18 protein-coding genes are annotated in these 24,476 nt (G+C 53.8%); 8 read left to right on the top strand and 10 right to left on the bottom strand.

The window, feature by feature from the left end; all coding sequences use genetic code 11:
* The first annotated feature begins 163 nt into the window (after positions 1-163).
* Positions 164-1,084: an aspartate carbamoyltransferase gene (gene pyrB, locus CUC53_RS04915; RefSeq protein WP_100293117.1), complete on the top strand. Its 921-nt coding sequence runs from the start codon at positions 164-166 to the stop codon at positions 1,082-1,084.
* A gap of 10 nt (positions 1,085-1,094) precedes the next feature.
* Positions 1,095-1,559, top strand: a complete 465-nt coding sequence (pyrI, locus tag CUC53_RS04910) for an aspartate carbamoyltransferase regulatory subunit (protein ID WP_100293116.1) — start codon at positions 1,095-1,097, stop codon at positions 1,557-1,559.
* Between the two features lie 94 nt (positions 1,560-1,653).
* Here the strand turns inward: pyrI and yacG are convergent, their stop codons facing one another.
* The 9 genes from yacG to CUC53_RS04865 all read right to left on the bottom strand — a co-directional run bounded on the left by yacG (position 1,654) and on the right by CUC53_RS04865 (position 9,406).
* Complete coding sequence (gene yacG / locus CUC53_RS04905) at positions 1,654-1,845, bottom strand: DNA gyrase inhibitor YacG (protein ID WP_100293115.1); 192 nt, start codon at positions 1,843-1,845, stop codon at positions 1,654-1,656.
* A 9-nt stretch (positions 1,846-1,854) separates the two neighbouring features.
* Positions 1,855-2,577 (bottom strand): cell division protein ZapD, encoded by a 723-nt coding sequence (zapD, locus tag CUC53_RS04900; RefSeq protein WP_100293114.1) that lies wholly within the window; start codon positions 2,575-2,577, stop codon positions 1,855-1,857.
* Between the two features lie 43 nt (positions 2,578-2,620).
* Positions 2,621-3,229, bottom strand: coding sequence for a dephospho-CoA kinase (coaE, locus tag CUC53_RS04895; protein WP_100293113.1), 609 nt, complete (start codon positions 3,227-3,229; stop codon positions 2,621-2,623).
* 3 nt (positions 3,230-3,232) lie between these two features.
* Complete coding sequence (locus tag CUC53_RS04890) at positions 3,233-4,105, bottom strand: prepilin peptidase (RefSeq protein ID WP_100293112.1); 873 nt, start codon at positions 4,103-4,105, stop codon at positions 3,233-3,235.
* Between the two features lie 61 nt (positions 4,106-4,166).
* Positions 4,167-5,408, bottom strand: a complete 1,242-nt coding sequence (locus CUC53_RS04885) for a type II secretion system F family protein (protein ID WP_100293111.1) — start codon at positions 5,406-5,408, stop codon at positions 4,167-4,169.
* 156 nt (positions 5,409-5,564) lie between these two features.
* Positions 5,565-7,271, bottom strand: a complete 1,707-nt coding sequence (tapB, locus tag CUC53_RS04880) for a PilB family type IVa pilus assembly ATPase TapB (RefSeq protein ID WP_100293110.1) — start codon at positions 7,269-7,271, stop codon at positions 5,565-5,567.
* Between the two features lie 3 nt (positions 7,272-7,274).
* A complete protein-coding gene (gene tapA / locus CUC53_RS04875; protein ID WP_100293109.1) occupies positions 7,275-7,745 on the bottom strand; it encodes a type IVa pilus major pilin TapA in 471 nt (156 codons plus the stop codon).
* A gap of 317 nt (positions 7,746-8,062) precedes the next feature.
* Entirely contained in the window at positions 8,063-8,932 is an 870-nt protein-coding gene (gene nadC, locus CUC53_RS04870; protein ID WP_100293108.1) for a carboxylating nicotinate-nucleotide diphosphorylase, read from the bottom strand.
* A gap of 3 nt (positions 8,933-8,935) precedes the next feature.
* On the bottom strand, positions 8,936-9,406 hold the full coding sequence (locus CUC53_RS04865; protein ID WP_100293107.1) for a retropepsin-like aspartic protease family protein: 471 nt from the start codon (positions 9,404-9,406) through the stop codon (positions 8,936-8,938).
* Positions 9,407-9,532: 126 nt separating this feature from the next.
* Between CUC53_RS04865 and ampD the strand changes: the two genes are divergently transcribed.
* From ampD to lpdA, 5 genes are all read left to right on the top strand, one after another.
* The gene (ampD, locus tag CUC53_RS04860; protein WP_100293106.1) at positions 9,533-10,108 is read left to right on the top strand and encodes a 1,6-anhydro-N-acetylmuramyl-L-alanine amidase AmpD; all 576 of its coding nucleotides are present in this window, start codon (positions 9,533-9,535) and stop codon (positions 10,106-10,108) included.
* Between the two features lie 282 nt (positions 10,109-10,390).
* Positions 10,391-11,155 carry a pyruvate dehydrogenase complex transcriptional repressor PdhR gene (gene pdhR, locus CUC53_RS04855; protein ID WP_100293105.1) on the top strand — a complete coding sequence of 255 codons (765 nt, stop codon included), beginning with the start codon at positions 10,391-10,393 and terminating at the stop codon, positions 11,153-11,155.
* A 68-nt stretch (positions 11,156-11,223) separates the two neighbouring features.
* The gene (gene aceE / locus CUC53_RS04850; RefSeq protein ID WP_100293104.1) at positions 11,224-13,884 is read left to right on the top strand and encodes a pyruvate dehydrogenase (acetyl-transferring), homodimeric type; all 2,661 of its coding nucleotides are present in this window, start codon (positions 11,224-11,226) and stop codon (positions 13,882-13,884) included.
* Between the two features lie 118 nt (positions 13,885-14,002).
* The gene (gene aceF, locus CUC53_RS04845; protein WP_100293103.1) at positions 14,003-15,895 is read left to right on the top strand and encodes a pyruvate dehydrogenase complex dihydrolipoyllysine-residue acetyltransferase; all 1,893 of its coding nucleotides are present in this window, start codon (positions 14,003-14,005) and stop codon (positions 15,893-15,895) included.
* Positions 15,896-16,057: 162 nt separating this feature from the next.
* Positions 16,058-17,482: a dihydrolipoyl dehydrogenase gene (lpdA, locus tag CUC53_RS04840; RefSeq protein ID WP_100293102.1), complete on the top strand. Its 1,425-nt coding sequence runs from the start codon at positions 16,058-16,060 to the stop codon at positions 17,480-17,482.
* 539 nt (positions 17,483-18,021) lie between these two features.
* Here lpdA and CUC53_RS04835 read toward each other — a convergent pair.
* The gene (locus tag CUC53_RS04835; RefSeq protein WP_100293101.1) at positions 18,022-21,693 is read right to left on the bottom strand and encodes an Ig-like domain-containing protein; all 3,672 of its coding nucleotides are present in this window, start codon (positions 21,691-21,693) and stop codon (positions 18,022-18,024) included.
* A 331-nt stretch (positions 21,694-22,024) separates the two neighbouring features.
* On the opposite strand from CUC53_RS04835, the gene CUC53_RS04830 reads away from it, so the two are divergent.
* Positions 22,025-24,298, top strand: coding sequence for a patatin-like phospholipase family protein (locus tag CUC53_RS04830; RefSeq protein ID WP_100293100.1), 2,274 nt, complete (start codon positions 22,025-22,027; stop codon positions 24,296-24,298).
* Positions 24,299-24,476 lie beyond the last annotated feature (178 nt).

Here is a 24,476-nt window from a genome sequence, read left to right as displayed (position 1 = left end):
CTCAAATAACATCCTTACAAGCTGGGAAAGCACAGCCACGCTGCCCCCTTCTTGTTAATGCTTCCCCCTTAGATCGATCCCCATTTTCAAAAAAAAGCCCCTGTTTCAGGGGCTTTTTTTTGTGTCCGAAAAACCTCAACACATCTCAAAGGGAGTGCAGACGATGACCAATCCGCTCTATAAGAAACACGTCATCTCCATCTCTGACCTCACGCGGCCAGAAATGGAGTTGGTTGTCTCAACCGCACAGCGGTTGAAAGCTGAGCCCAACCACAGCCTGTTACAGAACAAGCTGGTTGCCAGTTGTTTTTTCGAGGCTTCGACTCGTACCCGCCTCTCGTTTGAAACGGCAGTGCAACGCCTCGGGGGAAGGGTCATCGGCTTTGCAGATGGGGGTAATACCAGTGCTAAGAAGGGCGAAACCTTAGCTGACTCGATCCAAATTATCGGGTCTTACACTGATGCGGTGGTGATGCGTCACCCAAAAGAGGGGGCGGCTCGGCTTGCCTCTGAGTTTTCTCGTGTGCCAGTGATCAATGGGGGGGATGGTTCGAATCAACATCCCACCCAGACTCTGCTTGACCTGTTTTCTATTCACGAAACCCAAGGCCGCCTTGATAACCTCAATGTGGCCTTCGTTGGTGACCTGAAATATGGTCGAACCGTGCACTCGCTGACCCAAGCATTGAGTTTGTTCAACTGTCGCTTCTTCTTCATTTCTCCCGAAGCGTTAGCCATGCCTGAGTACATTTGTGAAGAGCTGGAGGAGAAAGGCATTCAATTTAGCGTGCACGACACGATGGAAGAGGTGATGCCTGAGCTCGACATTCTTTACATGACACGGGTGCAAAAAGAGCGCTTCGATGAGACCGAATATAAGCACATGGCTGCGAAATTTTTGCTGGATGTAGTGATGTTAAAAGGCGCCAAAGCCACCATGAAGATCCTGCACCCCCTCCCTCGGGTTGATGAGATTGACGTCGCCGTTGATCACACGCCTCATGCCTATTACTTCCAGCAGGCGGAAAATGGGGTGTATGCACGCCAAGCTTTGCTGGCATTAGTACTGAACGAAACTGTCTGAGGGGAATATCATGCCTGATAAGAATCAATTACAAGTCGAAGCGATTCACCACGGTTCCGTCATTGATCACATCCCTGCTGGCCAGGGCATTAAGATCCTCAAGCTGTTCCAGCTGATCGAAACCCAAGAGCGGATCACTGTAGGCTTCAACCTTAAGTCGGGTGCGCTGGGTAAAAAAGACCTGATCAAGATTGAAAATACCCGCTTAACAGAGCAACAAGCCAATCAACTCGCATTGTTTGCCCCTAACGCCACCGTCAACATTATTGAAGATTTCGTGGTGGTGAAAAAACATCTGTTAGCGCTACCAGAATCCATCAGCGGTGTCTTTCACTGCCCCAACTCTAACTGCATTTCTCATAACGAGCCGGTAGCGAGCTACTTTCGAGTGCGGGAAGTGAAAGGGGTGGTACAGATGAAGTGCAAATATTGTGAGAAATCCTTTCCCCAAGAGATCGTGAGCGAACGCTATTAATCAATAGTAAACACGGGCAGGCCAGTGTGATTCATCCTTGCATGATGCACTGGCCTGTGCGCATTTTTTCACCGCGAACCGCCGCAAAGCTCGCTTATTGCCACTGGTCATCCTCCGGATCTGGCAGAAGATCAGGATTAAGCTCGCCTGGAATTCGTTTTTCTTCATCAGCCCATTCACCGAGATCAATGAGCTGGCAACGCTTGCTGCAAAAAGGGCGAAAAGGGCTCTGAGGCCCCCACTCTAACTCGGTTTGGCAGGTGGGGCAGTTAACCTTGGTCACCATCATCACTCCTTAGCAACAGGCCAGTAAGAAAGACACATCACCGATCTGCTGCTCCGCACTAGGGAGAAACCGTAAGGCGAAACGATTCTTGTGGCCACTCAGGGTCGGGTAACACAGCTGGTTTCCCGTCAGTTTGATGCGAATTAACTCGGCACTTTCCGCGGTATCTTGGAAAAAACCATTGCTCGCCAAGCGCTCATTGAAACTGCCCGACTCACGCCACAGTCTCAGTAGTAGCGAGATGGCATCCATTAATAGGTTGATGTCACTGAGCCATTGTTGCATCTGCTGATGACGAACCGCGACAGGGGTATTGATCCAATGATGCAGCTGGGGGACATCAAAGGCACACAAGCCACCAGGGATCGAGAAACGCTGGCGAATGGAGCCAAGTAGTCGATCTTCCTTAAGCCGCACACCAGGACGCGAGCTATTAAGCAGACTGCGGGCCAGCTGGCTACTCTCCTGCTGCATCTGCTTAATCTGGGCTAAGTCGACGTCGGGCAGGCTCGCCCAATGGGTCAAACGCTGACCCAGCCGCTCCAAGTCTTTGATAAGGTCCGCCCGCAGATCGCCACGCTCCAGCAGCTCCTGTAAGTCAAACAGTCCTTTGAAAAAGGCAATATGCGCCCAAGGCTGGTCACAGCCAAGATTGTCGCGGATCTGGGAAAATAAAGATTCCAAACGAAGGTAAGTCCGGCTTTTTTCATTGAGGGGAAAATCGTAAATCATGCCTAATCCTGGCCAGCTATAAACCCGCTTAGTTTACTCACAGTTAGCGGGCTTGTTGAGAGGCAAATGCCAGATATGATTCATGTAGCGCTAGGATCTGCGCTTTTATCGCTCGTCTGTCGCTATGTTGATTGTCTAGCACGTCATCTGCGGCAGCCAGTCGCTGTGCTCGACTGGCTTGGGCTGCCAAAATAGCCTGTGCCTGCTCCCGAGTCACACCATCTCTATGGCACGTGCGCTCAATTTGAGTCGCTTCATCCACATCCACCACCAGCACCCGATGGGCGATAGCTGTTAAGTTATTTTCCACCAGCAAAGGCACCACTAACACGCAGTAAGGGGATCGCACGACGGCGCACTGACGCTGCATTTCACTGCGGATCAACGGATGGAGTAACCCATTTAGCCACTCTTTGGCTAAGGGGTCGGCAAATACTCGCTCACGCAAGCAACGGCGATCGAGCTGGCCTGCCACATCCATGATACTTAGACCAAAATGCGCCACGATAGTCGCCAGCGCAGGAGTACCAGGCGCGACGACTTCTCGCGCAATCACATCAGCATCGACGATCTCAATACCCAACTCGGCAAATTGATTAGCAATGGTGGTTTTACCGCTGCCAATCCCCCCCGTTATTGCGACAATAAACATCAATTACAGCACCATATCGAGATACCAATTGGTGAGGGCATTTCCCCATAGCAAGGCGACCCAGCCCGCCACCGCCAAATAGGACCCAAATGGAATGGGCTTCCCCTGTTGATGTTTACGCAGCAAAAGCAACGTAATACCAACAAGCGCGCCAATGAGTGAAGAGAGCAGCAACGCAATCGGTAACGCTTGCCAACCCAGCCATGCCCCCAAGGCCGCCAGTAGTTTAAAGTCGCCATACCCCATTCCTTCTTTGCCAGTGAGCAGCTTGAAGGCCCAGTAGAGACTCCAGAGCACCAGATAACCCACCATGGCCCCGATCACCGCATCGGCCAGTGGTACCAAGCCGCCAACCCAATTGAACAACAAACCGCCCCACAGCAGCGGCAAGGTGAGCTGGTCAGGCAGTAGCATCTTGTCGAGATCAATAAAGGCCAGCGCCACTAGCGTCCACGTGAGCAATAACGCGGCCAAGGTGCCCCAGCCCGGCGTCATCACCATGGCAACAACCACCGAGAGCAGGGCTGTCAGCAGCTCTACCAAGGGATAGCGGGCCGAGATAGAGGCCTGACAATCGCGGCAACGCCCTTTGAGCCAGAGCCAGCTCAGCAGCGGGATGTTCTCCAACGCAGTGATGGCGTGGCCACAGTGAGGGCAAGCGGATCGCGGTACCATCAGGTTGTAACTCTCTGGTGCAGTGGCTTGCTCATCGGGGGCAAAATAGCTGCGATACTCAGCATGCCACTGCCGCTCCAGCATGATGGGCAAGCGATGGATGACCACGTTGAGAAAGCTGCCGACCATCAGCGAGAAGAGAAAAACCAGCGAGAAGTAGAGCCAGGGCAAGCCGTGAGCCAGCTCGAGAAGAAGTGTCATAACCAACCGTCAGTCATTAAATGAGGGGAAAGACATGGCGGTGGCGCCATGCCCTGATGAGTCAACCTACCACATCGCCAAGCTTGAAAATGGGCAGGTACATGGCGATAACCATACCGCCGACCAGCACCCCGAGTACCACCATGATGAGGGGCTCCAGCAGGCTGGTGAGGCCATCGACCAAGTCGTCCACCTCTTGCTCAAAAATCGTGGCGACCTTGGCTAGCATATCATCGATGGCCCCTGACTCCTCACCAATCATCACCATCTGGATCACCATATCCGGGAAGAGAGCCACCGTGCGCATCGCCACATTGACCTGCATCCCTGCGATGACTTCGTTCCGAATGGCCAGCACCGCTCGGCGATAAACAGCATTACCCGACGCCCCCGCAGCAGACACTAGCGCATCGACCAGTGGAATCCCTGCCGAAAACGTTGTTGACAGTGTGCGAGCAAAACGCGCCATGGCCGCTTTGTGGAGAATCATCCCCACCACCGGCACAGTCAGCAGAAACTTATCGGTATTGTCTTTCACTTTTTGGGAAGATCGCCAAGCACGAACATAGACAAAAACCGCCAGCGCCACAGCGCCAAAAAACAGATACCACCAATCCTGCATAAAGCGAGAGATCCCGATGACCAACTGGGTAAAGATGGGTAACTCGGCACCGAAGCTCTTAAAAATTTCTTCAAACTGCGGAATAACAAACAGTAACAAGATTGAAGTCACGACAATCGCCACCAAAATCACCATGGAGGGATAGAACATGGCCTTCTTGATCTTGGATTTCAGCGCCTCAGACTTCTCGCGGTAAGTAGCGATGCGATCATAAATGGTTTCCAACGCCCCAGAGTGCTCACCCGCCTCCACAAGATCACAATAGAGATCGTCAAAATAGCGAGGATGGCGGCGCAGCGCATCAGAGAGCGGGATCCCGGTCTCGACATCTGCTGCGACTTGCCCGATGAGTTCTCGCATGGTGGCTTTTTCATGGCTGCGCGCAATGATTTGCAAGGTTTGCACCAAAGGCACCCCTGCAGTCAGCATGGTGGTGATCTGACGCGAGACGATGGCGATATCCATTGGCTTGATATTAGCGCCTTCCTTGGAAAAAAAGCCTCGACTCTTTTTGCTGACCTTGGTGGCACTCACCCCCTGCTTGCGCAGCTCAAGCTTCACACTATTGATGCTGTCAGCTTGCAACTCACCCGATACCTTTTGTCCCTTGCGGTTTAGCCCGCTCCAACAAAAGGTAAATACTTTTTTCGGTGTATTTCGTTTTTGCGTCAGCGTCGCCATCGTTACTGCATCCTGCAATTGAATCGGCTGAGGGAAGTGCGCCAGTCTGATGATTACTTCCGGCACCTGCAATGCATTGCGTTAGCAACTTATTGATACTCAAGCATGTTAGAGCGACATGTAGCGAATGCTCCTGATCATGGTTCGTCTGTAGGATCAGTTCGTCGTCACTCTGTTAACTTCCGCCAAACTGGTCACGCCCAGCCGAGCTTTTTCGAGCCCAGATACACGCAGCGTTCGCATACCTTCTCGCTGTGCGAGCGCGGCAATCTGCAATGAGTTAGCCCCCTGCATGATCTCTCTTGCGATGTCATCTGACATCAACATCACCTCATACAAACCCACTCGTCCCTTATAACCGCCCGCACACTCTTTACAGCCCACCGGCTTAAACAACCGTAAACCCGCCGCGAGCTGCTGTGGGCTAAACCCGAGCTGCAGGAGCTCCGCATCCGGCAGCTCGTGTGGCGCCTTACAATGCTCACACAGTTTGCGAGCCAAGCGCTGAGCCACGATCAAGGTCACGGAAGAGGCAATATTGAAGGCAGGCACCCCCATATTGATCATCCGAGTCAGAGTTTCAGCGGCGGAGTTGGTGTGCAAGGTCGAAAGAACCAAATGGCCCGTTTGCGCAGCCTTGATGGCTATTTCAGCGGTTTCGAGATCACGGATCTCCCCCACCATCACCACATCGGGATCTTGCCGTAGAAAAGAGCGCAGGGCGCTGGCGAAAGTAAGACCCGCTTTAGGATTGACCTGAACCTGATTGACACCAGGCAAGTTGATCTCCACCGGATCTTCTGCGGTAGAAATATTGATCTCAGTGGTATTTAAAATATTCAGGCCAGTATAAAGCGAGACTGTTTTGCCCGAGCCGGTCGGGCCCGTCACAAGGATCATGCCCTGTGGCTTGGCAAGCGCGTGCAGATACTGCGCCTTTTGCTGCTCATCAAACCCCAGCTGATCGATATTCAACCGTGCTGCAGAAGAGTCGAGCAACCGGATCACGATCTTCTCGCCCCACATGGTCGGCAAGGTGTTCACCCGCATATCGATGGATTTATTACGGGGTAATTTGAGCTTGAGGCGACCATCTTGAGGGAGCCGCCGCTCTGCAATATCAAGCCTCGCCATCACCTTGAGGCGAGCCGAGAAGCGGCTCGCCAAACTCACTGGGGGTGTCGCTACTTCATGTAAAATGCCATCAATGCGAAAGCGGATCCGGTATTTCACTTCATAGGGTTCAAAATGCAGATCGGAGGCACCGCGCTTGATGGCATCCATCATGATTTTGTTGATGTACTTAACGATAGGTGCGTCATCATCGGTGGTGTTGACGCTTTCATCGAGCCGACTACTCTCGTCGAACACCTCAAGCTCAGCGATCTCCGATTCATCGAGATGCTCGATACCCAGCGCATCACTGTCGTTTTCCAATAATTTACTAATCGCGGTGCTGAGTTTGTTCTCCTCCACCAACAGCGCTTCGGTATGCAGCCCGAAGTTAAAGCCAAAATCCTCCAATGCCGACACATTGGTCGGATCTGACATGGCGATATAAAGAGTGTGCCCTTGAGTGTAAATTGGCAGGACGTGGTATTTCTCAATCAACTTTTGATTGAGGTACTTCTGCGGGATCTCGGCCAAATTGAATGCGGCAAGATCTAACAGAGGCACCCCATACTCTTGCTCGCAAAAGTCAGCCAATACCCGACTGTCCAGAATCTTTTGTTCAACCAGAAAGCTCACAAAGGGTTTACGCACAGCCTGAGCTTGGCTGAGATAACGTTGCGCATCTTCTTCATTAAGCAGAGAAGAGGCGGCCAAGCTTAATGCTAGGCCGCTATTGAGGTTAGAAGTCATATGTTAGCAGAGGCCTGCCGCCACACAGGTACCGGTATCTCTTGACCAGTTGACCTGTTTATTAGCCTCGACAGTGCCAACCAAGTCAAATCGGGTATCGTCATCAAAATCAGTCCCCCCCTCCACTCGAATTAAGACCTCTGTTGCTGAATTTGCTGTCACTTCTGTATTACCTGCTCCAGAAGCAATTCGCTCAGAGCTAGCATTAGCGATACCAGCGACTAAAGCAGAATTTGCCGCTGTCACGCATGAAGCATTGGTTGACGTAAGATTAATGTTTGCACCGGTTTCATCCGCAGCTTGCACACAAACCTCAAATGCGGTTTTTGCTGGGCTAGCTGCTGATATAACTTCGGAAAATTTTGCCCTCTGGGTATACGTCTGATAAGCAGGCAGTGCCACCGCGGCCAAAATAGCCACAATCGCTACCACAATCATCAATTCAATAAGGGTAAAACCTGATTGTTTGTTCATTACAAATATCCTTTTTGTCTTTGTTTGCTACCGATGACGTTGGAAAACTATCCACGGGTCAAGAGCTTCGCGCAGCTTGCTTACTTAATGTTGTCAACAAAAAACCAAATTAAAATCATAACCTTATGCATCACTGACAGAGCAAGTACCCAGCAAAGTCAGTGACGGCTAATGCCACCCTCTTCGTTTTTAGGTTCGTCATGGCTTTAAGGAAAGGCCCATTAAGCACCTTTTGCAAGTCGGTCAAGATAGTGCGTCACTCACCTTTATACGCCTCTCTGATTTGGGAAGATGGCGACCCCATCACTTATGCGTCATCAGAGAAAACGCATCGAGAGGTCAAGCGCCCGCACATGTTTGGTCAGTGCCCCAACCGACACAAAGTCAACGCCGGTCGCAGCCACATCGGCTAAGGTGGCGAGAGTCACATTGCCGGAGACCTCCAGCTTGGCACGGCTTTGGTTGAGAGTGACCGCCTCGCGCATCATGGTCAGATCGAAGTTATCCAGCATCACGATGTCTGCGCCAGCGGCGAGCGCTTGTTGCAATTCGCGCAAGGATTCGACTTCGACCTCCACTGCTTTACCTGGGTTGAGACGGCGTGCCTCGGCTACCGCTTGGGGAATCCCACCGCAAGCGAGAATGTGATTTTCTTTGATGAGGTAGGCGTCATACAGGCCGATGCGGTGATTGTTACCACCGCCACAGGTGACCGCATACTTCTGGGCGGAGCGCAGCCCAGGAAGAGTCTTGCGGGTATCAAGCAGGCGGCAGGCGGTGCCGGCTAGCTCAGCCACATAACGGGCCGTAAGGGTCGCAACACCGCTGAGCGTCTGCACGAAATTGAGCGCCGTACGTTCACCGGTTAACAAAATACGAGCTGGGCCATGCAATCGAAACAATGGCTGATTGGCGACCACTGGCTGCCCATCTTGCACCAACCACTCCACCTCGACGGCCGCCTCCTGCATCACCTGCAGTTGCCCAAAAACCTGATCAACCCAAGGCTGACCACAAAATATGCCCGCCTCGCGGGTAATCACTTGAGCATTGGCCATCCGATCGGCGGGGATCAGCTGGGCACTGATATCAGCTGTGGCATCGGGCAGCCCCTGTTCCGTGAGGGCATCGCCCAAGTCTTCGAGTAGTGCAGCACGTACCGCGCGGCTAACATCCTGTTGAAACATCGTCTATTCCTGCAAAGGCCTGAGCTGCAACTGCCGCTCTTTTTGAACCAGCTCCAGTCGCCCGAGGGCGTTCATGCCGACCAGCACTTCGTCGCTATCTGCTGCTGGATTGATAAAAATGGCCAAATCGTACAGGGTCAATGGCCCCATCGCTAGCGTTTCAATCTGGCCAGTGCCGACCTGAACAGCGCCCGCAGCCGTCGTGACTTGGCTGCGACCACGGGCACTCAACCCCAGCTGATCCGCAACCTGCTGCGGCACCGTTACTAGCGTGGCACCGGTATCGAGCAGCAGTTGCACCGACTGACCATTGATGGCACCCTCCAACCGATAGTGGCCGCTCGGATCAGCCCTCAGCAGCAACTCGCCATTGGCCGTTACACTGGGTTGGGTGCGAGCATGGAAGTACAAGGTCAGTAAGCCCATTAAAGAGAGCCAAGTTAGTAACCAGAGCCAGCGAGCGGTGTGCTGCATACCTTATCCATCTCGAGCGGGAAGTGGCTCAGCCTACCATAATCGGGCCTAGCCATGGATGTTGTCATGGAGTCAGTCGGCCTAGCTGGCCACGACTCTTTACCTGTTAGCCAAAGCGAGTAGCCGATGACGCAACCTAATCGCGAGCTCTTTTTCTCCATTGATGACGCAGGCTGGTGCCAACCAGCACGCCACTCGCCCTCTCCTCATCACAACGAGCGGGCCGACCCAAGCGATATCTCTTTGCTAGTGATACACGGTATCAGCCTGCCACCCGGCCAATTTGGCGGCCCCTATATCGACCATCTGTTTTTGGGCAAGCTGGATCCCGATGCCCATCCTTACTTTGCCGCCATCCATCAACTGCAAGTCTCGGCCCACTGCTTGATCCGCCGTGATGGCGAAGTAGTGCAATATGTCCCATTTAACGCCCGTGCTTGGCATGCTGGGGTCTCCCACTGGCAAGGACGGGAGGCGTGCAACGATTTCTCCATCGGCATCGAGCTAGAGGGGACCGATGAACTGCCCTATACCGATGCGCAATACCATGTGCTAGCGGCGTTAAGCCACGCCATTTGCGCCCATTATCCCGCCATCACCCCCACCCAGATTGTCGGTCACTGCGACATCGCACCTGGCCGTAAAACCGACCCCGGCGATAGCTTCGACTGGCCGCGTTACCGCTCAGCCATCATCACCTAAGCAGATTAACGCCCCCCCTTCGCAGGTGGGGAGCACGCTGGCAGCCGCATGATGGGTACAGATGCACCATGCCGGGCGTTACTCAAATGTTGTTGCGCACCCATCATCCTTTATTGGTCAGACCAATTTCTTTGAGCGTCATCATGTTTGTACTCACTCCCCCTTTAAATAGTCCAATTCAATCTTGACCTAGATCATCTTTTGGGTGGACTTTTCTGGAGGGCTCTGCTAATTTTTGCCGCATCCACCAAATTGGTAATACCAATTTAACAAAGTAGCCCCATGCCCTACCGTAAGATTACGCAACCCAAGTTGGCTGACTCCATTGTCGCCGAATTGGAACAGATGATTCTGGAAGGCAGCCTGCAGCCGGGGCAAAAATTACCCCCTGAGCGGGAGCTCGCCATCCAGTTTCAAGTGTCACGCCCCTCCTTGCGCGAAGCTATTCAGCGCTTGGAAGCGCGCGGCTTGCTGTCTCGTCGGCAGGGTGGCGGCACTTATGTGCAAAATGCCCTGAGTAAGGGGATCGCTGACCCCTTATTCGAGCTGCTCAGCAATCACCCAGAAGCCCAGTATGACCTGCTGGAATTTCGCCACGCACTAGAGGGCATTTGCGCCTACTATGCCGCGTTGCGGGGAACTGAATCCGACTTTACCCGGATTCGTCAGGTGCAAGTCACCATTGAAGAGGCTGGCCAACAGGGATCCTTGGTGGCTGAGTCGAGCGCCGTCACCCAGTTTTATCTGGCGGTGGCGGAGGCATCTCATAATGTGGTGTTACTGCATCTGCTGCGGGCCATGGGGCCTATGCTCGAACAGAACATTTTGCGAAATAACGAGATTTTGAATCGCCGTCCGGGAGTGGTAGCCAAGATCCGTCGCCATCGCGCGAACCTGATCGAGGCGATTCTTTCGGAGGCTCCGGAACGGGCTAGAACCGCTTGTCATGAGCATCTGGCCTTTATCGAGGACACCTTGTTGGATATGCAGAGGGAAGACAGCCGGATCCAGCGATCCATGCGTCGGATCCGTCGGCAGGAAAACTGATCCCACAAGGCTTTATTGTCTAATCTTTGCACCATTCAACTGCCGTGCAATCACAATAGGAACCAGCCATGTCTGATATCCTGAAGAACGATGTGGACCCGATAGAAACGCTGGAGTGGCTTGCCTCTCTGGAATCCTTGCTGCGTGAAGAGGGTCCGCAACGCGCATCGTTCATCCTTGAACAGTTGGCCGAAAAAGCTCGCGCAAGCGGCGTGGACGTGGCTGCCAAGGCGAATCGCGATTACATCAATACCATTCCGTCCAGTGATGAGCCGGACTATCCCGGTGACTTAGAGATAGAGCATCGCATTCGTGCCATCATCCGCTGGAACGCCATGATGATCGTATTGCGTGCCTCGAAGAAAGATTTGGACCTCGGTGGTCACATGTCCTCTTTCGCCTCTTCTGCGACCATTTATGATGTCTGCTTCAACCACTTCTTCCGTGCTCGTAGCGAAAAGGATGGCGGCGATCTGGTTTATTTCCAGGGCCATATCTCCCCAGGTATCTATGCCCGTGCCTTCGCTGAAGGTCGCCTGACCGAAGAGCAGCTGGATAACTTCCGCCAAGAAGTCGATGGCAAAGGTATTCCTTCCTACCCGCACCCGAAACTGATGCCGGACTTCTGGCAGTTCCCGACCGTCTCCATGGGCCTGGGCCCGATTGCGGCTATCTATCAGGCGCGTTTCCTCAAATACCTGACCGACCGTGGCATCAAAGATTGCTCCGAACAGACTGTTTACGCCTTCTTGGGTGACGGCGAGATGGACGAGCCAGAAGCCAAAGGTGCCCTGACCGTTGCCGTGCGTGAAAAGCTCGACAATCTGGTATTCGTGGTCAACTGCAACCTGCAGCGGCTGGATGGTCCGGTTGTCGGCAACGGCAAGGTCATTAACGAGCTGGAAGGCCTGTTTGCTGGCGCCGGCTGGGATGTCACCAAGGTGATCTGGGGTCGCAAGTGGGATGAACTGCTGCGCAAAGATACCTCTGGCAAGCTGGTGCAGTTGATGAACGAGACCGTGGATGGTGACTACCAGACCATGAAGTCCCGTGATGGCGCTTATGTCCGCGAGCACTTCTTTAATCGCTACCCAGAAACCGCGGCGCTGGTCAAAGATATGACCGATGCGGAGATTTTTGCCCTCAACCGCGGTGGCCACGATCCACGTAAATTGTTTGCTGCGTTCACCAAAGCCGCGCAAACCAAAGGTAAGCCGACCGTGATCCTCGCCAAAACCATCAAGGGTTATGGCATGGGCGACGCGGCTGAAGGCAAGAACATCGCTCACCAGGTCAAGAAGATGGAGCTCGACTCCGTGCGTCACCTGCGTGATCGCTTCAACCTGCCCGTCAGCGATGCTCAGCTGGAAAACCTGCCTTATCTGAAGATTGAAGCAGGGTCAGCGGAGCATAAGTATCTGCATGACCGCCGTGCCGCACTTAAGGGCTATGTGCCGACTCGTCTGCGCGAGAGCACCACCAAGCTGGAAATCCCGGCGCTGGATGCCTTCGGCCCGCTGCTCGGTGAGCAAGCGCGCGAAATCTCCACCACCATGGCGTTCGTCCGTTCCCTGAACGTGATGCTCAAAGACAAGTCCATCGGCAAGCGGATCGTGCCGATCCTGGCTGACGAAGCCCGTACCTTCGGGATGGAAGGTCTGTTCCGCCAGATCGGTATCTACAGCCCGCACGGTCAGCAGTACACCCCGCAAGACCGCGACATCGTCTCCTATTACAAGGAAGACCAGCAGGGTCAGGTGCTGCAAGACGGTATCAACGAGCTGGGCGCTATGTCCTCTTGGCTGGCTGCTGCGACCTCTTACAGCACCAACGACTGCCCAATGATCCCGTTCTACATCTACTACTCCATGTTCGGCTTCCAGCGCGTCGGCGACATGGCGTGGGCAGCCGGTGACCAGCAAGCCCGTGGCTTCCTGCTGGGTGCAACCTCCGGTCGTACCACGCTTAACGGAGAGGGCTTGCAGCACGAAGATGGTCACAGCCACATCCTGGCGAACACCATCCCGAACTGCGTCTCCTACGATCCGTCCTACGCCTATGAAGTGGCGGTGATCGTACAAGACGGCCTGCGCCGGATGTACGGTGAGCACCCAGAGAACGTGTTCTACTACATCACCACCCTGAACGAGAACTATGCCATGCCGGCCATGCCAGCAGGCGCTGAAGAGGGTATCCGTAAAGGTATCTACAAACTGGAGTCTGTGGCAGGTGCCAAGGCGAAAGTTCAGCTGCTGGGTTGTGGTTCAATTTTGGGTCATGTGCGCACCGCTGCCCAGATCCTGGCAAGCGAATACGGCATCGGTTCCGATGTGTTCAGCGTCACCTCCTTCAACGAACTGGCCCGTGACGGCCAGGACGCGGATCGCTGGAACATGCTGCACCCGACCGCTCAAGCACGTGTTCCCTACATCGCTCAGGTACTGGGCGGCGAAGCCACCATCGCTGCGACCGACTACATGAAGTCGTTCGCCGATCAGGTGCGCGCTTTCGTACCGACCGAGAACTACCGCGTGCTGGGTACCGACGGTTACGGCCGTTCAGACAGCCGTGCCAACCTGCGTCGTCACTTCGAAGTGAACGAGTTCTACGTAGTGGTTGCTGCCCTGACCGAACTGGCCAAGCGTGGCGAGGTAGACAAGCAGGTTGTGGCCGATGCGATCAAGAAGTTCGGCATCGATGCTGACAAGGTCAACCCGCTCTACGCATAAGCAGATCAGGTGTTGCACCGCACTGCGGCGCGACCTTGCTGGGGTTTAAACGGTTAACGCGAGATCTGCGTGGCGGCATCAGCCCGTCACGCGGATCAACGCAAGAGGATAACGCACAATGTCCAAACAGATTATGGTGCCGGATATCGGCGCTGATGAGGTTGAAGTTACCGAGATCATGGTGGCCGTGGGTGACAAGGTCGAGCTGGACCAGTCCATCATCGCGGTAGAAGGCGACAAGGCCTCCATGGAAGTACCGGCGCCGTCTGCCGGTATCGTCAAAGAGATCCTGATCAAGGTGGGCGACAAGGTTGCCACCGGTTCCCAGATCATGATCTTTGAAGCTGAGGGCGCTGCTACGGCGGCACCCGCTCAAGCCGCATCACCCGTTGCTGCTACTCCGGCCGCCGCCCCTGCTGCTGCCGTGCGCAAAGATGTGCATGTACCAGACATCGGTGACGACGAAGTAGACGTCACTGAGATCATGGTTGCCGTGGGCGACATGGTAGCAGCCGACCAGTCCATCATCGCCGTGGAAGGTGACAAGGCCTCCATGGAAGTGCCGGCGCCGTTCGCCGGTCGGGTAGTCGAGATCAAGGTTGCCGCTGGTGCCAAGGTTTCTACCGGTTCTCTGGTGATGGTGTTTGAAGTAGCTGGCGCTGCGTCCGCTGCCGTTGCCACTCCGGCTCAAGCCGCCGCTCCCGTGGCTGCAGCCCCGGTTGCCGCTGCTGCCAAAGAGGTCAACGTACCGGATATCGGTGGTGACGAAGTGGAAGTCACCGAGATCATGGTCGCCGTGGGTGACAAGGTTGCAGCCGACCAGTCCCTGATCGCCGTGGAAGGTGACAAAGCCTCGATGGAAGTACCTGCGCCGTTCGCCGGTGTGGTCAAAGAGATCAAGGTGAAGGCGGGTGACAAGGTCTCCACCGGATCGCTGATCATGGTCTTCGAAGTAGCTGGTGCTGCTCCGGCCACCGCAGTTGCTCAGGCTGCCGCCCCGGCACCGGTTGCCGCCGCACCTGTGGCGGCTGCGCCTGCGACCGTTGCCCAAGCTGCTGCCGCTTCCGATTTCGTGGCCAACGATGCTTACGTGCACGCTTCTCCGGCAGTACGTCGTCTGGCGCGCGAGTTCGGCGTCAATCTGGCCAAGGTCAAAGCCTCTGGCCGTAAAGGCCGCATCGTCAAAGAGGACGTGCAAGCCTATGTGAAAGATGCCATCAAGCGCGCCGAGTCCGCTCCGGCTGCAGGTGCCGGTACTGGCAACGGCATGAGCGTGTTGCCGTGGCCGAAGGTCGATTTCAGCAAGTTCGGCCCTGTCGAAGAGCTAGAACTGACTCGTATCCAGAAGATCTCCGGTCCTTCACTCCACCGCAACTGGGCCATGATCCCTCATGTCACCCAATTCGACGAAGCCGATACCACCGAGCTAGAAGCGTTCCGCAAAGAGCAGAACGCGATGCTCGAGAAGCAGAAGTCGGATGTGAAGATCACCCCGTTGGTGTTCATCCTGAAAGCGGCCGCCAAGGCGCTGGAAGCGCATCCGCGCTTCTGCAGTTCGCTGTCTGAAGATGGCAGCAAGCTGATCATGAAGAAATACATCCACATCGGTGTGGCGGTCGACACCCCCAACGGACTGGTTGTGCCGGTCGTGCGCGACGTCAACAAGAAGGGGATTTTCGAGCTGTCGCGCGATCTGGCCGAGATCTCCAAGAAGGCCCGTGCTGGTAAACTGACCGCGGCCGACATGCAGGGTGGTTGCTTCACCATTTCCAGCCTAGGTGGCATCGGTGGTACTAGCTTTACCCCGATCGTCAACGCGCCGGAAGTGGCCATCCTCGGTGTCTCCAAGTCCGACTTCAAACCGAAGTGGAACGGCAAGGAGTTCGTACCGCGCCTGATGCTGCCGCTGGCACTGAGCTACGACCACCGCGTGATCGACGGAGCCGATGGCGCTCGTTTTATTACCACCATGAATGGCGTACTGTCCGACATTCGTCGGCTGGTTCTGTAAGTGAGAGGGTGGGCCCAGCGCCCGCCCTTTTTACTTCTCATTTCATTAACAGACTTGTAAACTTGCCCCGTTTTTCACAGCCGAAGCGTCCTTCTTAAACTGAGTAAAAAGTAGGTTTAATACTGCGCTGTCCGGGGATCTAAGAACGACAAAGAGGTCATGATGAGTAAAGAAATCAAAACTCAGGTCGTGGTACTGGGTGCTGGCCCTGCCGGTTATTCTGCCGCCTTCCGAGCTGCCGATCTGGGTCTGGATACCATTATCGTCGAGCGTTACTCCACCCTGGGTGGTGTCTGCCTGAACGTGGGTTGCATCCCTTCCAAAGCGCTGCTGCACGTTGCCAAAGTGATTGAAGAGGCCAAAGCGCTGGCTGAGCACGGCATCGTCTTCGGTGCACCGCAAACTGACGTCGATAAAGTTCGTCTGTGGAAAGAGAAGGTGATCAATCAGCTGACCGGTGGTCTGGCTGGGATGGCCAAGATGCGTAAAGTGCAGGTTGTGAACGGCTTTGGTAAATTTACCGGCCCAAACACCCTCGAAGTGGCTGGCGCTGATGGCAACACCACCATCACCTTCGACAATGCCATCATCGCGGCGGGCTCCCGTCCGGTGAAGCTGCCCTTTATTCCCCATGATGATCCGCGCGTATGGGACTCTACCGATGCGCTTGAGCTGAAAACCGTGCCCGGCAAGCTGCTGGTTCTCGGTGGTGGCATCATCGGTCTGGAGATGGGGACTGTGTACTCCTCGCTGGGCTCCGAGATCGACGTGGTGGAATTTGCCGACCAGCTGGTTCCCGCTGCCGACAAAGACATCGTCAAGATTTACACCAAGCGGGTGGCCAAGAAATTCAACATCATGCTGGAGACCAAGGTCACCGCCGTTGAAGCCCGTGAAGACGGCCTGTACGTCTCCTACGAAGGCAAGCACGCCCCAGCCGAGCCGGTTCGTTATGACAACGTGCTGGTGGCCGTAGGCCGGGTGCCGAACGGCAAGATGCTGGATGCCGAGAAGGCGGGCATTACCGTCACTGAACGCGGTTTCATTGAGGTGGATAAGCAGCTGCGCACCAACGTGGCCCACATCCACGCTATCGGTGACATCGTGGGCCAGCCGATGTTGGCTCACAAAGGGGTACACGAAGGTCATGTTGCCGCTGAAGTGATCGCCGGCAAGAAGCACTACTTCGACCCGAAAGTGATCCCCTCCATCGCTTACACCGAACCAGAAATGGCTTGGGTTGGGGTGACCGAGAAAGAAGCCAAGCAACAAGGGCTCAACTTCGAAGTCGCGACCTTCCCGTGGGCCGCTTCCGGTCGCGCTATTGCGTCTGATTGCTCCGACGGTATGACTAAGCTGATCTTCGACAAGGAGAGCGGTCGCGTCATCGGGGGGGCCATCGTGGGTACCAACGGCGGTGAACTACTGGGTGAAATCGGTCTGGCTATCGAGATGGGGGCTGACGCCGAAGATATCGCGCTGACCATCCATGCTCACCCGACGCTGCACGAGTCAGTCGGTCTGGCAGCCGAAGTATTTGAAGGCTCCATCACTGACTTGCCTAACGCCAAGGCAAAGAAGAAGTAATAACTTCTCGCTGGTAATGCCGATGAGAAAAGCCGCTCCGTTGTTGTGAGCGGCTTTTTTATTGTCAGTCCAGCGTCGCTAAATTAGCAGCGCCCCTTCTTAGCCTGACCGGGTGGGCAAAATGTCCCATTATCGTGACCATCGCTGACTCTGATACGTGCATCATCAATGCTCACATCCGCCCCATGTACCCGAACCGGCCCGTTACTGCAGGCGCAGAGCAAGCTCCCAAGCAACATCATCATTAACCACGTGTGCATACCGCCTCCTATGTTTTGCTCATTATGATCGATCCTATTCTCACGCATATAGGGTCGTTCGGCTGTGCCACGTCACAGGGTGGCGCGGTGATGGCGGGAATCCACAGACAAACATCGTTTATGTCTCAGCCTAATGGCACTCATACCGATACGACGGCAGTTAATGCAGCACAACATGTGGCCCCAAACAGCAACACGCATAAAAAAATCCGAAGCCAGTTGGCTTCGGATTTTGGGCACATGGCATCGGTCTCCCGATGACGTCTCACCACCAATCAGTTAGCGACGAACACAGCTTATATATCCTCTGTTATCGCCAAAGCGCTGGGGAGTCACCTCACCATTTTCTAAGTCCAAGTACTCATTGGTATTAAAAAAGTTCGTCAGGTATTTGTCATTGGTTGCCCAGCCCAACACCGACCTGGCTTGACCGTTCGGATAGGCCGCATACAGGGATTTCATCTCATTAGTTGTCGGTGCTCGCCAGCCACCACCATTGGTAGTAAGAGTGTTACAGTAGCGTTGAGCCATCAACCACCGTCTCATCACACCGTCCGGGCGACTAAACTGGCCCACCCCATTAACCACGACAAAGTTATTCACCTTCGCGGTAGCACGACCAACAACAGATTTGTCATTAGAAGTCATCGTGGCGGTAATCTCAGTACTCCCCTCACCAATACCTCTTACAATACCTCTTACAATACCTCTACTACTGCTGTTAGAGACCGTCACGACGTTCGTATTTTCACTACGCCAAGTCGCAGACTCGGTGACGTTTAAGGTATTACCATTATCCAAGCGGGCCCGTGCAGTAAACTGCACCGGCTGGCCAATAGCCACGTCTGCAAAAGATGGGATGACCTCAATTGACTCAATACTTGCACTGACCACTTCGACAGGTAAGGTTGCAGCCACCGTTTGGCCATTGATCGTGCCTTGCGCCTCGATCATTGCTATCCCCACACTATTGCCGCGTATAAATCTGCGACCTTGGTTGGTTGGTAGATCCGCATTCACAGAAGTATTTGTCTGACTCCAAGTGAGCTCGCTGCTATTAGTGACATCCAGCTCACTGCCATTGGAGAGACGGATGAATGCCTTCAGCTCTGTGCTCATCCCCTCAACCACATAAGGTGAGTCAGAGGTCAAACGCAATTGGCTGACGATGGCATCAGTAATGTTAAGCCACGCTCGTGCCTCGAACGGTCGCTCATTAAACGTACCAGAGGCGGTTACCTCAACTCTACCTGGCGCCATAGCTCTTAGCACAGCGCTCGCACTCGGCGTCACTGTTGCTAGATTGGCATCACTGGTTGCCCAGCTTAGGCGATCACCACTGATCTCGGTTACTGAACCATCGCTCAAGGTAAGGTAAGCCTTAACATCGGTGGAGAGACCAGCGGGAAGATCCGCTGCGTCAGGCACAATCGTCAAGGCCGTAGCAATGGCATCGGTCACTGTCACCTCACTGCTAGCACGCAGCTCTTGATTATCAAGTGTAACACCTACTGCAGTGATGGTGGTCTGGCCGGGACGAAGTCCAGTGACCCACACCTCGCCATCTGTCCAACGATGAGTGAAGCTGGCGGTCTGCGGATCACTACTACTCCACTCCAGCCCCTCATCCGAGGTCACATCAACCAGCTGACCATCATCAAGCTCCACTTGTGCCTCTATCACGGTCGAGCCACCTACCACAATCGATGTACTAGGCGGGATCAGGGTTAAAGATTTGGCAGTCACCACCTTGATCTCTACCGAACCACTCAGCATTCGACCACTTACGGTGGCGGTGGCAGAGATCGTAGCCGTGCCCACTCCTGCACTATCGATATACGCATAGCCAGGAGCGCCATCAGCTTCGGCACTGGTCACCGTTGCGACTGTCGGTGCGTTGCTACCCCAGATAACAGAAACATCTGATGAGATATCGACCAGCTGTCCATCAGAGAGCCTGACTTGGGCGAGAGCAACGGTTGACATTCCCAGCCCCAGCGAAGTGTTATCCGCCGTGACCACTAACCGCTCAGCGACCGCTTCGGTGACCGTCACCACTGCGGTAGCCTCGACGGATTTGCCAAAAAACTCGGCGGTGGCGGTCAGCGTCGCTGTACCCGGTTTATTCCCTTTGACCAGTGGTTTGCCTGCACCAGTATCTATTACCTCTGCTGTTGCCGGATCGCTGCTGCGCCAAATCAAGTTGTTCCCCATGGCATCAAACGTCTGGCCATTTGTCATAGTAAGAAATGCGGATAAAGGAGCAGACAACCCATGCGCAACAGAGATAGTTGACGGAACAATATCCAACCGCTCCACCGCAAAGACAGTCAAGGTGATGCTTGCATTCAAGTTGTCAAACATGCTACCGCCAGCTCGGCTGGCTTGGCCTCCTGATAGGGTTACCGTGGTGACACCAGGGGTCAAACCACGGAAAAGCACTCTATCAACTCGGTTATTTAAGACTTCACCTATGGTCGGATCACTCACACGCCACACCAAGATATCGTCATTGGTAATATCTAGCTTGTTACCATCCGACATAGTGGCAATTGCTTTAAGTTCTAGCCCCACCCCCACAGGCACAGAAGAGGATACCGAAATCAATTCCACATGATTCACTACTGCATCCAGCACCTGGATCTCGAACTCAGAGGTCAATAACTTACCATTGATATTCAGCGAAACGGTGATGGTGGTTGATCCCGCTTTCAAGCCCACCACTTGATACGAGCCATCACCCTTATTCACAATGGTGGCAACATCAGGATTACTACTACGCCAACTCAAACCAGCTTGAGCAGTGACATCGACCACTTGTCCATCGGATAATCTGGCTTTTACCATGATGGGCTCCGAAAAACCCGCCACGATGTTTGAGCCAGTAGGTTTAATGACTAACTGTTCAACTTGCGCATTCGTGACTGTTAGCTGAAAAACGCTAGTAAATGAACGACCATTCATTTCCAGCGTCGAGCTGATAGTCGCGGTACCTGGGGCTACCCCTTTAACCTGAAATCGGCCCGCCCCTCGATCGACAATGACCGCCACCTGCGGATTGCTACTTTTCCAACTCAAACCCGATGGTGCACGCACATCCTGGAGCTGACCATCAGATAACCGCACTTGTGCCGCCAATGGTAATGACAGCCCCGCAGCAACGGATGATGCCGTCTGTTTTATCAACAAGTGTTCAATCACCGCATTGGTCACGACAATCGGCGCTGATACCTCAAATACACGCCCATCGAAATCGAACGTGGCAGTAATGGTCGCCTCACCAGGGGCCACCCCAACAATTTGATATATGCCAATACTTTTATTCAATATGGCTGCGATTTGAGCACGATCACTGCTCCAGCGCACACCGGAATGCGCAGTGATATCGACCGTCGAGCCGTCAGACATTCTGGCTCGCACTGTTAATGGTTGTGCTAACCCAACCGCAATAGAGGGGGGAATATCGTCGATAAGCAACTCTTCAACGACCGCGTCCGTGATCGTGACCTGCACCTTTTCAGCAAATTGAGTGCCATTGACCGAGCCTGACACCGCAATCGTTGCGACTCCGCTCGCCACGCCCTTGATGGTGCCTCGACTATCACCTTGCGTACTGATGGTAGCAACACTGGCATCATCGCTGCTGAGGTTAAGCTCGGCATCTTGGGTTACGTCTAACACTTGGCCATCAGCAAAGACGGCTTCTATTTTTACCTGCTGTTCTAACCCAACCGGCAAATTAATCTCAGTTGGCGTAATAATGAGTCGTTCAACCGCTACTTTCCCTTCATCATCGTTCGATGAACCACCGCAGGCCACCATCACCAGTGCGGTAAAACACACCATAAAGAGGCGAATCATATAAAAAAAGGCGGTATTGATGTGGGCACTTTTTAGCCCATTAAAGGCTGTTATATTCCCTGCCCTCACCAGTCTTAATCTCTTATCCATTAGATGTATCCTTTCTGTCTGGTATTAAGATTGACATTTCCTTGTTGCCACATGACCAACCTTTAAATAACAGCGTCCATTGTGCTTATTGCTGTAAACAACATAAAAAATCCGTGGAGTCATGCGCGTCATCTCTAGCGGCAAGGTCGTTCTTTTCTTTAATAATTAATTCCCACGAACATAAAATAACAAAATAATCAATTGTGAATATCTCTCATAAACGCACTAGGCGCTAACACCAATAAGCACGCAAGCCGCGCACGGCGTGCTTGTGATCATCAATGGGCTCCTTATAGTAAGGCGCAAACTTAGCTCGCGATTCCCGAGAACAATGAAACCTAGACTCTCTAGCGCACGCACGATCAAAACCCATTTGTTATTACTGTTATTGGCGGTGTTACCGTGTGTGGCTATGGCCTCCGAGAACGAACGCCCGCAGATTGCCCTAGTGCTCAGTGGTGGTGGTGCTAAGGGAGCGGCCCATATCGGCATCCTCAAAGCACTCGAACGCCAGAGGATCCCCGTCGATATTATTGTGGGAACCAGCATGGGGGCATACGTTGCTGGCATGTATGCAATGGGACTGAGTGCCCAAGAAGTAGAACAAGCGACCCTCGCCATCGACTGGAATAAGGGTTATCAGGATAAAGTGGGTAGGGATGAACTTTCCCTGCGTAAGAAACAGCAGAGTGAAAAATATCAGCTGCGCACGGATATCGGCCTCAACGGAGATTCAACACTGCTGCCGGATGGCTTCTTTCAAGGCCAATCCATGGCCAGCTTGCTACGCCATGCCACCTCCAATTTACCAGTACAAGAAAGCTTCGATAACCTGCCGATCCCCTATCGGGCGATGGCAACTGACATGGAAACAGTCACCCCATTTGTGCTCAAACGCGGCAACTTGGCCAAGGCCATGCAAGCGTCGATGTCGATTCCAGGGGTACTCAAACCGGTAGAGTGGGAAGGCCATATCTTGGCCGACGGCGGCACGGTCAACAACATGCCAGTCGATGTGGCCAAAGCAATGGGGGCCGATGTGGTGATCGCGGTAGACATTGGAGCCAAGCTGCGCACCCGCGAATCCCTCACATCAGGGCTCGCCATGATCGATCAACTCACCACCTACATGACACAGGTCGGCACGGAGAAACAAAAATCGCTACTCGGCCCCCGCGATATTTTGCTCACTCCCATACTGGGTGACATAGGGATCGCCGATTTTGCACGGATGCCAGAGGGGATCAAAAGCGGAGAAGAAGCCGCCCTTCACGCATCCGCACAGCTCAGCCCCCTTGCGCTATCTAAAGAACGCTATAACGAATACCGTAGCCATAAACTCAGCCGCCGTGCTGAGCGCAGTGGCCAACTGGCCTATTTCATCGATAAGGTGGAGATCATCAACCGATCACGCCTCTCTAATGAAACCGTGCGAGCCACCTTGAAGGTTCGACCCGATAAAGTCCAAACCAATGAGAAACTGGAAGCCGGGATTCGTCGACTCTATGCGTTAGAGTCGTTTGATCGCATTACTTATGAGGTGGTCGAGCGTGATGGCGAGAACGTATTAGTGGTTGATGCCAGCGAAAAAAGCTGGGGGCCGGGTTATCTCAATTTCCAACTGGGTTTTTCTGACGATTTCGAAAGTCGCTCCAGCTACAACGTTGGCATGTCTTATACCCTCACTAACATCAATGAGTGGGGGGGCGAATGGTTGACGGAAGCGTCGTTAGGCACCGCAAAACACCTGAAAACCGAGGTTTATACCCCACTTGAGCCTTCGCAAACCTTTTTTGGTGAGGCCAATCTGAGCTATGACGAAACTCAGCGGCGGCTCTTCTTGTCCGAACAACCCCTCAACGAGTCAGCAATTCGTTACCTTGATGCGCAGTACGCCTTCACTAGTGCAGAGTTGGCGGTGGGCTGGAACTACCAGCCTTGGAGCCGGCTCTCGCTGGGCCTAGGGGGACAGGTTGGCGATATTGAGATCAGCAGTTTTAGCCGCATGGACAGCGACATCTCATCTTGGGGCCCCTATCTACGAGCTGAACACGACACGCTGGATAGCCGTTATTTCCCCTATCGGGGCAGCCACTTCGACCTGACAGGGGGCTATTCTCATGTGCAATTCCGTGACAACCGCGACTTTAGCGAGCGATACAAGGGGATCAACTATCAGCTAGCGATGAGCAAACCTTGGTCGTGGGAGAGGCACAGCCTCAACCTAACCGTGGAGGGTGGCGGTTCGACATCTGAAGAAGTGTTGCCGTTATTTGTCCAAGACTTAGGCGGCTTATTTCGACTATCTGGCATCCCATACGGGCAACTCAGCGGCCGTTACAGCTTGTTTGGCGGATTGCGTTACATCTATCGTGTGGCAGATAACGACTTTGGCGCACTGCGCATTCCCCTCTACCTTGGCGGTTCTCTCGAACAAGGCGGGGTCTGGGAAAAAGGGGAGGAGATCAGCATGGCCACCTCATACAGTGCAGGCTCCCTTTATCTAGGAATGGAGAGTTTTATCGGCCCTATCTTCCTCGCTTATGGCATGGCAGAAGGGGGAGAAGACATGCTGTATCTCCAACTAGGCAGCACATTTGAATAGCCTATAAATGATGCTTAATTGTTAAATTAAAACGAGTGTCGTTTTGGCTTATTTCAAAAAAACGAGTTGATTTAAATGGTTGCATCTTGATGACCAATAACAACAAGGGCAGTGGATTTTAATTAGTCGTTAAAACTTATATAGTGGGGAGCACCCCGCAGGGTGCCCCGCAAGGACG

It is taken from the genome of Aeromonas cavernicola, from assembly GCF_002795305.1.
Classification (GTDB): Bacteria; Pseudomonadota; Gammaproteobacteria; order Enterobacterales; family Aeromonadaceae; genus Aeromonas; species Aeromonas cavernicola.
Note: the sequence above shows the minus strand (reverse complement) of the source record. Positions and strands in the feature narration are given on the sequence as shown.